Consider the following 10,069-nt stretch of genomic DNA (forward strand, 5'->3'; position numbering starts at 1 on the left):
AAAAAAGCCGGGGAAATCCCCGGCTTTTTTATTCCCCCCGTAGCTGAAGCCTTACAGGCTTTCAGTAAAGGTACGGGCGATAACGTCGCGCTGCTGTTCTGGAGTCAGTGAGTTAAAGCGAACCGCATAGCCAGACACGCGGATGGTCAGCTGTGGGTATTTTTCTGGGTGCTCAACGGCATCCATCAGCGTTTCGCGGCGCAGCACGTTAACGTTCAGATGCTGACCCCCTTCCACGCGCACTTCAGGCTGCACTTCCATAGGAACTTCACGGTACTCGATTTCGCCCAGTTTGTTTACCGGTACGATTTCATCTTCAGCAAAACCCGCTTTCGCAACGACGCAGCGCGCTTCGTTCTTCTCGCTGTCCAGCAGCCAGAAAGAATTGAGCAGATCGTCATTTGCAGCTTTAGTAATCTGGATACCTGTAATCATGTGTTGCCTCCCTTAGGCTACATTAACTGGTGTCGGCCTCTTGCGGCCAATTGGTAAAACCATTGTTTCTTGTGTGTATATATAACATTCACACCCCGGTGATTTATTGATTTAAATCAACAAAAACACCAACCACATAAAGAGTGTGGTTTGAATTTCTTGTTTTAGATCAATTTCGCAGTCTTACCAATTCAACTTACCCTGTATCTTTTCAAAATAAATTTTGCCACTTAGCACCTATTTCAGCGCGTAATTTTGTTCACCGGGGTGAAACAGGTAAGCTAGTCAGAGATTGAGATTCGCAGGAGAGCGAGATGACGACACCTTTAACCTGGCATGACGTGCTGGCCGAAGAAAAGCAGCAGCCTTATTTTATCAATACGCTCAGCACCGTTGCCGCTGAGCGTCAGTCCGGACAGACGATTTACCCGCCGCAGAAAGACGTGTTTAACGCCTTTCGCTACACCGAACTGAGCGATGTGAAAGTGGTCATTCTAGGCCAGGATCCCTATCACGGCCCCGGGCAGGCGCATGGGCTGGCGTTTTCCGTTCGTCCGGGCGTGGCTATCCCCCCTTCTCTGCTCAACATGTATAAAGAGCTTGAAGCAACCGTGCCCGGTTTTACCCGACCAAACCACGGTTACCTGGAAAGCTGGGCGCGCCAGGGCGTGCTGTTACTGAATACGGTGCTTACCGTACGGGCGGGTCAGGCGCACTCGCACGCCAGTCTGGGCTGGGAGACGTTTACCGATAAAGTCATCAGCCTGATCAACGAGCATCGTGAAGGGGTGGTGTTTTTACTCTGGGGTTCTCACGCGCAGAAGAAAGGGGCGATTATCGATCGTCAGCGTCATCACGTGTTGAAAGCACCGCACCCATCACCGCTGTCTGCACATCGCGGTTTCTTTGGCAGTAATCATTTTGTTCTGGCGAATGAATGGCTGGAAAAACGTGGCGAAAAGCCGATTGACTGGATGCCTGTATTACCGGCAGACAGCGAGTAGTTAGAGTTTGTATGCCCGGCTCACCGGGCATACAAAAAGCACAATGGATTATGCCTTATTCTGGCGCCACCATTCGGCCAGCAGTACACCAGTCGCAACGGATACGTTCAGACTTTCCACATTGCCTGTTCCGTCGATAGAGACACTCAGATCCGCACTGGAGAGCGCCGCGTCAGACAGACCATCACGTTCCTGCCCCAGCACCAGCACCATTTTGCGCGGCAGCGTCGCTTTAAACAGCGGCGTACCGGCATGGCTTGAGGTGGTCACGATGGAATAACCCGCTTTACGGAACTGCTCGAGGGCGTCCAGAACGCTGTCGCCGGTGATCGGCTGTACGTGCTCGGCTCCGCCTTCCGCAGTACGGATCGCGGCACCGGATTCCAGCAGCGCGGCATCCTGCAACAGCACGCCTTTCACGCCAAAGTGCGCGCAGCTACGCATCATTGCGCCCAGGTTGTGCGGGTTGCCCACATCTTCCAGGGCCAGCACGCAATCATCGGCATCCGCCTGGCTGACCCACTGCTGCACAGTCGTGCCGTTACGCTTTTTGATCAGGAAGCAGACGCCGCCGTGGTGTTCAGTGCCGGACGCTTTGGTCAGCTCGGCATCATCAACCACGTGGTAGGCTTTACGGTTCGCGGCCATCCAGCGCAGCGCTTCTTTGAAGCGCGGGGTCACGCTCTGGATAAACCAGGCGCGGACGATACACTCAGGACGGCTCAGGAACAGCGCCTGGCAGGCGTTCTCGCCATACACGCGGGTCTCTTCCGCACGCTGACGGCGCAGCACTTCCGGGTCGATAAAGCTTTTACCGCTGATACCGCCGTGATCGGCTTTTTCCGGCGTCTCATCGCCAGGGGCGCGAGAAACGGTGCGCCACGGGGAGGCGTTATCACGTGAGAAGTCATCACGCGGACGATCGTCGCGTGGACGGTCACTGCGTGGGCGGTCGGAACGCGGACGGTCATCGCGTTTGCGATCGTCACGTTTGCGGTCATCACCGCGGTTATTTCTGTCATCGCGGGCGGGGCGACGGCCACCGTCTGCACGAGAAGACGCCGGACGCCCGCCACCTTTTCCGGTACGCGGATTTTGGGTGCGTTTATCAGAGTCATCATCACTGCGGACATACATCACTTTGACCTTGCCGCTTTTGTTTTTCATTTCGTCGTTCATGCTTTTCTCCACCAGCGCTGCGCGAAGCGCGCAGATTACCCGATGTGCCAGCGCATAGCCATAATTTCGTACAAAAGCCTGTGACTATTGTTCTCATTGAATAAAACGCATTGTTGTTTCAAACAGGCTCATTGATAATATGTAACATATTAGAAACATTATCGGCGTTGTGCCGCTGTCCCACGGCTCTATCAGAGGTTAGTTATGAATACCGTATGTGCCAACTGTCAGGCTCTTAATCGCATCCCGGACGATCGGATGGAAGATGGTGCGAAATGCGGACGTTGTGGCCATGAATTATTTGATGGCGATGTCATTAACGCGACGGGTGCTACGCTGGACAAACTCCTCAAGGACGATCTTCCTGTCGTGATCGATTTCTGGGCGCCATGGTGCGGCCCATGCCGTAGCTTCGCGCCGATCTTCGAAGATGTGGCCGAAGAGCGTAGCGGAAAAATGCGGTTCGTTAAGGTCAATACCGAAGCCGAACCCGAACTGAGCGCCCGTTTTCGTATTCGCAGCATACCGACCATTATGATTTTTAAAAATGGTGAAGTAATCGATATGCTCAACGGCGCGGTTCCAAAAGCGCCTTTTGAAAGCTGGTTAAACGAGTCTCTGTAACATTCTCGGGGCACGTCTTGTGCCCCGCTCCCGCCTCTGCGAAAATAGCGTTTTTCCTGCATTTCGCCCATGACTGATAACGCCGTTCTTAAATTACGCGCCGAACGCCTCGCGCGCGCCACCCGACCTTTCCTCGCCCGAGGCAACCGTATTCGCCGCTGTCAGCGCTGCCTGTTGCCGCTGAAGGTTTGTCTGTGCGAGACGCTGGCGCCGAGTACGGCACAGAGCCGTTTTTGTCTGGTCATGTTCGATACCGAGCCGATGAAACCCAGCAATACGGGGCGTCTTATCGCCGATATTCTGCCGGATACCGCCGCGTTTCAGTGGTCCCGTACGGAGGCGCCTCAGGCCCTGCTCGATTTAGTGGCCAGCCCCGACTATCAGCCTATGGTCGTCTTCCCCGCGTCATATGCAGGTGTAGATCGCCAGGTGCTTTCAGCGCCGCCATCCGGTAAACCACCGCTGTTTATCATGCTGGACGGTACCTGGACCGAAGCGCGAAAAATGTTTCGCAAAAGCCCGTATCTCGACGCGCTGCCGGTGATTTCTGTCGATCTTTCCCGCGTCTCCGCCTACCGCCTGCGTGAAGCGCATGCTGACGGGCAATACTGCACCGCCGAAGTGGCGATTGCGCTTCTGGATTTAGCGGGAGATACCGCTGCGGCTGGTGCCCTGGGCAACCATTTCTCTTGCTTCCGGGAGCGCTATCTGGCGGGAAAAAGCGTTCATAAGGGCAGCGTCACAGCGCCCGAGCCAGAAAGCGTTTAAAATCATCAGGTCGCTTGCATTTACAGGAGGCCTGCATGAGCCAGCGAGGGTTAGAAGCGCTACTTCGTCCTAAATCCATTGCCGTTATCGGCGCATCAATGAAGCCGGATCGTGCTGGCTATCTGATGATGCGTAATCTGCTGGCCGGGGGATTTAATGGCCCTGTCATGCCCGTCACGCCGTCCTATAAGGCAGTTCAGGGAGTGCTTGCATGGCCTGATGTACAAAGCCTGCCTTTCGTGCCGGATCTTGCCGTACTTTGTACAAACGCGAAGCGCAACCCGGAACTGCTGGAATCACTCGGCAAGAAAGGGTGTAAAACCTGCATAATTCTCTCGTCTCCGCCTGAACAGAAAGCCGAGCTTCTGGCCTGCGCCAGCCGCTATCAAATGCGCATTCTCGGGCCAAACAGTCTGGGCCTGCTTGCCCCCTGGCAGGGGCTGAATGCCAGTTTCTCCCCGGTTCCGATCCGCAAAGGCAAACTGGCATTTATCTCGCAGTCGGCTGCGGTATCGAACACCATCCTCGACTGGGCGCAACAGCGTGAAATGGGATTCTCCTACTTCATTGCCCTAGGAGACAGCCTGGATATCGACGTTGATGAGCTGCTGGATTTTCTGGCGCGTGACGGCAAAACCAGCGCGATCCTGCTTTATCTTGAGCACCTCAGCGACGCGCGTCGTTTTGTCTCGGCTGCGCGAAGCGCTTCACGCAATAAGCCGATCCTGGTGATCAAAAGCGGACGCAGCCCTGCGGCACAGCGTCTGCTGCATTCTCATTCCGGCATGGATCCCGCCTGGGACGCCGCCATTCAGCGCGCGGGGTTGCTGCGGGTACAGGATACGCACGAGCTTTTTTCCGCCGTTGAGACGTTAAGCCACATGCGCCCGTTGCGCGGTGAGAAGCTAATGATTGTCAGTAACGGTGCGGCCCCTGCCGCGCTCGCTCTGGACGAGCTGTGGCGGCGCTTCGGCAAGCTAGCAACGCTGAGTGAAGAGACGCTGCAGCGCCTGAAAGAAGCGCTTCCGACCAGCGTGACGCCCGGCAATCCGCTTGATTTGCGCGATGACGCCAGCAGCGACCGCTATATCAGGGCGATATCCATTCTGCTGGATAGCCAGGATTTCGATGCGCTGATGATTATCCACTCCCCCAGCGCGGTCGCGCCGGGCAGTGAAAGCGCGCGCGCGCTTATTGATGCCGTGCGCAACCACCCACGCGGTAAATACGTTACCCTGCTCACCAACTGGTGCGGTGAGTTTTCCTCTCAGGAGGCACGGCGCTTGTTCAGCGAGGCCGGGCTGCCAACCTACCGCACGCCGGAAGGCACCATCACCGCATTTATGCATATGGTGGAATATCGCCGCAACCAGAAACAGCTGCGTGAAACACCGGCTTTGCCGGGGAATCTGACGGCGAACACCGTCGACGTTCACCGGCTGTTGCAGCAGGCCATTGAAGAAGGCGCGACCTCGCTTGATACGCATGAGGTCCAGCCCATTCTGGGCAGCTACGGGATGCAAACCCTACCGACCTGGATCGCCAGCGACAGCGCAGAGGCCGTGCATATAGCCGAACAGATTGGCTATCCGGTGGCCCTGAAGCTCCGCTCCCCGGATATCCCGCATAAGTCTGATGTTCAGGGGGTTATGTTATACCTGCGTACGGCGACTGAGGTGCAGCAGGCTGCTGATGCTATTTTCGACCGGGTAAAAATGGCCTGGCCACAGGCAAGGATCCACGGATTGCTGGTGCAAAGCATGGCCAACCGCGCAGGGGCTCAGGAATTACGGGTGGTGGTTGAACACGATCCTGTCTTCGGACCGCTCATCATGCTGGGAGAGGGTGGCGTTGAGTGGCGCCCGGAGGAGCAGGCCGTGGTGGCGTTACCGCCGCTGAACATGAACCTGGCGCGTTATCTGATCATCCAGGCGATCAAAAGTAAAAAGATCCGTGGCCGGAGTGCGCTGCGCCCGCTTGATATTGCCGGGTTAAGCCAGTTCCTGGTGCAGGTCTCTAACCTGATTGTGGATTGTGCAGAGATCCAGCGGCTGGACATTCATCCGCTGCTGGCCTCCGGCAATGAGTTTACGGCGCTGGATGTGACCCTGGATATCGCACCATTCGAAGGAGACAGAGAGAGCCGTCTGGCGATCCGCCCGTATCCCCTGCAGCTGGAGGAGTGGGTTGAGATGAAGAATGGAGAACGCGCCTTGTTCCGCCCTATTCTGCCGGAAGATGAGCCCCAGCTGCGGGCTTTTATCTCTCAGGTCACGAAAGAGGATCTTTATTATCGCTATTTTAGCGAAATCAACGAATTTACCCACGATGATTTAGCCAATATGACCCAGATCGACTACGATCGAGAAATGGCGTTTGTTGCCGTTCGTCGCTCCGATAAGGGGGATGAGATCCTCGGCGTCACGCGTGCGATTTCTGACCCGGATAACGTCGATGCGGAGTTTGCGGTGCTGGTGCGCTCCGATCTTAAAGGCCTGGGTCTTGGGAGACGGCTGCTGGAAAAACTCATCAGTTATACGCGAGATCACGGATTGTTACGCCTTAATGGCATTACTATGCCTAACAATCGCGGTATGGTGACCCTGGCGCGAAAACTCGGGTTTGACGTTGATATTCAGCTGGACGAAGGTATTGTGGCCTTGTCCCTCAGTCTGACATCAGCAGACAAACGCGAGTAAGCTACTGGAAATGTTACCCACTTTGGACGGGACTGGTGGTATCATTGTCCGCTTATGTTGTTTGCATGGTACAGACAACCCTTCAATGAACAGAGAAGAAACGCACTGTGATGTTGTCAAAATTTAAGCGTAATAAACATCAACAACACCTTGCTCAACTACCGAAGATTTCTCAGTCAGTTGATGATGTAGAGTTCTTTTACGCTCCCGCTCATTTTCGGGAGACGCTGCTGGAAAAGATTGCCAGCGCCACGCGACGCATTTGCATTGTAGCGCTCTATCTTGAACAGGATGAAGGCGGGCGCGGGATCCTGAACGCGCTCTATGAAGCCAAACGTCAGCGTCCGGAACTTGATGTTCGCGTGCTGGTAGACTGGCATCGCGCTCAGCGTGGCCGTATTGGCGCTGCTGCGTCAAACACTAATGCCGACTGGTATTGCCGCACGGCGCAGGAAAATCCTGGCGTTGATGTGCCTGTTTATGGCGTCCCGGTTAATACCCGTGAAGCGCTCGGCGTCCTTCATTTCAAGGGATTCATCATTGATGACAGCGTGCTTTACAGCGGCGCAAGTCTGAATGATGTTTACCTTCATCAGCTCGATAAATATCGCTACGACCGCTACCATCTGATCCGTAATCCGCAGATGGCCGATATCATGTTTAACTGGGTTGATAAAAATCTGGTCCATGGACGCGGTGTTAATCGCCTTGACGATCCCGAACGCCCTAAAAGCCCGGAAATCAAAAACGATGTTCGCGCCTTCCGCCAGGAGCTACGTGATGCGGTCTATCATTTCCAGGGCGATGCGAACAACGAAGAGTTATCCGTTACCCCGCTGGTAGGGCTCGGCAAATCAAGCCTGCTGAACAAAACGATCTTCCATCTGATGCCGTGCGCGGAGCAGAAACTCACCATCTGTACGCCGTACTTTAACCTTCCTGCCGTGCTGGTGCGTAATATCATTCAGCTGCTGCGCGACGGTAAAAAAGTGGAAATCATCGTTGGCGATAAAACTGCAAACGACTTCTTCATTCCTGAAGATCAGCCGTTCAAAATCATCGGTGCCCTGCCTTATCTCTATGAGATTAACCTGCGCCGTTTCCTGAGCCGTTTACAGTATTACGTAAACACTGACCAGCTGGTTGTGCGTCTCTGGAAAGATGAAGACAACACTTACCATCTGAAAGGAATGTGGGTCGACGATGAGTGGATGCTGCTGACCGGTAACAACCTGAACCCACGCGCGTGGCGACTGGATCTGGAAAACGCTATCCTAATCCATGACCCGCAGCATGAGTTAGCCGCAAAACGTGAACGTGAGCTGGAGCTGATTCGCACACATACCACTGTGGTGAATCACTACCGCGAACTGCAGAGCATTGCCGATTACCCGGTGAAAGTCCGCAAGCTTATCCGCCGCTTGCGTCGTATTCGTATCGACCGACTTATCAGCCGTATTCTGTAATGTCCAGGCCCTGCCACCCGCAGGGCTTTTTTATGGAGCCCGTTGATGCGTATTCCTCTGTTACTGAGCGTCCTTTTTCTGAGTGGCTGTAGCCATGTGGCCAACGATAACTGGTCTGGACAGGATAAAGCCCAGCATTTCCTCGCTTCCGCGATGTTGTCTGCAGCCGGTAATGAATATGCGCAGCATCAGGGATACAGCCGGGATCGCAGTGCGGCAATTGGGTTGATGTTCTCAGTCAGTCTTGGAGCATCAAAAGAACTGTGGGATAGCCGCCCCGCAGGGAGCGGCTGGAGCTGGAAAGATTTCGCCTGGGATGTCGCCGGCGCAACGACCGGCTATGCCGTGTGGCAGATGGCACGCTATTAAAGCCGAATGCCTTTCCCTTTGCGATGCAGCATCAGGGAAACAATAAAGGCCAGTGCGCCCATTATCGTTACGTACCAGAAGAATGTCGTTTCACTTCCCCATGATTTAAGCGATAACGCAACGTACTCCGCCGATCCGCCAAACAACGCATTAGCTACCGCATAAGAGAGCCCTACCCCTAAAGCACGTACCTGCGCCGGGAACATTTCGGCTTTCAGTATTCCGCTAATAGAGGTATAGAAACTGACAATCACCATCGCCAGCATCACCAGCGCAAACGCGGCATACGGCGAAGTCACATGCTGAAGGGCAGACAGAATAGGTACGGTACATAATGCCGACAGCCCGCCAAAAATCAGCATCGACGTTCGTCGACCGATTTTATCCGAGAGCGCACCGATAATAGGTTGTATGAGCATAAAGACAAACAGCGCCACGGTCATGACTACGCTGGCAACGTTTGCGTGCATGCCGGTGGTGTTCACAAGGTACTTCTGCATATAGGTGGTGAACGTGTAGAAACTAAGAGATCCGCCCGCAGTAAAGCCCAGCACCATAAGGAAAGCTTTGCGGTTACGCCATAACCCTTTGAATGTTCCCGCCTCCTTTAGCGTTCTGACTTCCTTCTGAGAGGTTTCATCTAACTGACGGCGTAGCCAAAGTGCGACAACCGCCAGTACTGCGCCCATTGCGAAAGGAATTCGCCATCCCCAGGCGTGAAGTTGTTCATCCGTCAGAATTTGCTGCAGGATCACCACCACAAGAATGGCCAGCAGTTGACCACCAATCAACGTGACATACTGGAATGAGGCGTAAAAACCTTTACGGCCTTCCAGTGCAATCTCACTCATGTAGGTCGCACTGGTACCGTACTCACCGCCCACCGATAATCCCTGAAATAAGCGGGCCAGTAAAAGTAGCGCCGGTGCCCAGGTACCAATCGATTCATATCCCGGTAAGCAAGCGATCACCAGAGAACCAAAGCACATCATGCACACCGAGATCAGCATAGAAGTCTTACGGCCGCGACGATCCGCAATGCGACCGAACAGCCAGCCCCCGATGGGCCGCATTAAAAACCCTGCGGCAAATACCCCCGCCGTTTGTAGCAGCTGCGTTGTGGTGTTGCCGGATGGGAAAAAAATATGTGCGAAGTAGAGTGAACAGAATGAGTAGACGTAAAAGTCGAACCATTCAACCAGATTCCCTGAAGAGGCGCTGACTATTGCCCATACCCTTCTTCGGGTATCACTGTTAGCCAGCGTCCCGTTTGATGTAATGCTTTCTGTCATTGTGATTATGCTCCTGCCATAAACAGCGGCGTATTGAGCCAGGAGACTCAATTACCTCGTAAACGAAATGTTATAATCTTGTTATAAATAACATTGCGACAGGGATCACACATTCCATTAGCAGGATAAGGGATTAAGAGGAAGGCCAGAGAGTATAAGCACAAAGCAAAAAACCCCGCACCTTACGGTACGGGGTTCTTCTAATTGATGCCTGGCAGTTCCCTACTCTCACA

Annotated in this window: 9 protein-coding genes; 6 read left to right on the top strand and 3 right to left on the bottom strand. The window is 54.2% G+C overall.

Annotation, left to right across the window (positions count from 1 at the left end; all coding sequences use genetic code 11):
• Window positions 1–51: 51 nt before the first annotated feature.
• Complete coding sequence (gene grcA / locus DEO48_RS14015; protein WP_029741127.1) at window positions 52–435, bottom strand: autonomous glycyl radical cofactor GrcA; 384 nt, start codon at window positions 433–435, stop codon at window positions 52–54.
• Window positions 436–749: 314 nt separating this feature from the next.
• On the opposite strand from grcA, the gene ung reads away from it, so the two are divergent.
• Entirely contained in the window at window positions 750–1,439 is a 690-nt protein-coding gene (gene ung / locus DEO48_RS14020; protein ID WP_109845523.1) for a uracil-DNA glycosylase, read from the top strand.
• Between the two features lie 48 nt (window positions 1,440–1,487).
• Here ung and DEO48_RS14025 read toward each other — a convergent pair whose 3' ends face one another.
• Complete coding sequence (locus DEO48_RS14025; RefSeq protein WP_029741125.1) at window positions 1,488–2,618, bottom strand: tRNA/rRNA methyltransferase; 1,131 nt, start codon at window positions 2,616–2,618, stop codon at window positions 1,488–1,490.
• Window positions 2,619–2,822: 204 nt separating this feature from the next.
• On the opposite strand from DEO48_RS14025, the gene trxC reads away from it, so the two are divergent.
• The 5 genes from trxC to DEO48_RS14055 all read left to right on the top strand — a co-directional run bounded on the left by trxC (window position 2,823) and on the right by DEO48_RS14055 (window position 8,544).
• The gene (gene trxC / locus DEO48_RS14035; RefSeq protein ID WP_023308858.1) at window positions 2,823–3,242 is read left to right on the top strand and encodes a thioredoxin TrxC; all 420 of its coding nucleotides are present in this window, start codon (window positions 2,823–2,825) and stop codon (window positions 3,240–3,242) included.
• 69 nt (window positions 3,243–3,311) lie between these two features.
• Complete coding sequence (locus DEO48_RS14040; RefSeq protein WP_109845524.1) at window positions 3,312–4,010, top strand: tRNA-uridine aminocarboxypropyltransferase; 699 nt, start codon at window positions 3,312–3,314, stop codon at window positions 4,008–4,010.
• A gap of 35 nt (window positions 4,011–4,045) precedes the next feature.
• Entirely contained in the window at window positions 4,046–6,709 is a 2,664-nt protein-coding gene (gene pat / locus DEO48_RS14045; RefSeq protein WP_048978828.1) for a protein lysine acetyltransferase, read from the top strand.
• A 110-nt stretch (window positions 6,710–6,819) separates the two neighbouring features.
• Window positions 6,820–8,175, top strand: coding sequence for a CDP-diacylglycerol--serine O-phosphatidyltransferase (pssA, locus tag DEO48_RS14050; RefSeq protein ID WP_023308861.1), 1,356 nt, complete (start codon window positions 6,820–6,822; stop codon window positions 8,173–8,175).
• Between the two features lie 45 nt (window positions 8,176–8,220).
• Complete coding sequence (locus tag DEO48_RS14055; RefSeq protein ID WP_045399407.1) at window positions 8,221–8,544, top strand: YfiM family lipoprotein; 324 nt, start codon at window positions 8,221–8,223, stop codon at window positions 8,542–8,544.
• On the opposite strand, the gene DEO48_RS14060 is transcribed toward DEO48_RS14055, so the two are convergent.
• Window positions 8,541–9,836, bottom strand: coding sequence for an MFS transporter (locus DEO48_RS14060; protein WP_109845525.1), 1,296 nt, complete (start codon window positions 9,834–9,836; stop codon window positions 8,541–8,543). The genes DEO48_RS14055 and DEO48_RS14060 overlap by 4 nt on opposite strands.
• Window positions 9,837–10,069: the final 233 nt, after the last annotated feature.

The organism is Enterobacter sp. CGMCC 5087 (genome assembly GCF_003144775.1).
In the GTDB taxonomy this organism is placed as follows: domain Bacteria; phylum Pseudomonadota; class Gammaproteobacteria; order Enterobacterales; family Enterobacteriaceae; genus Enterobacter; species Enterobacter cloacae_M.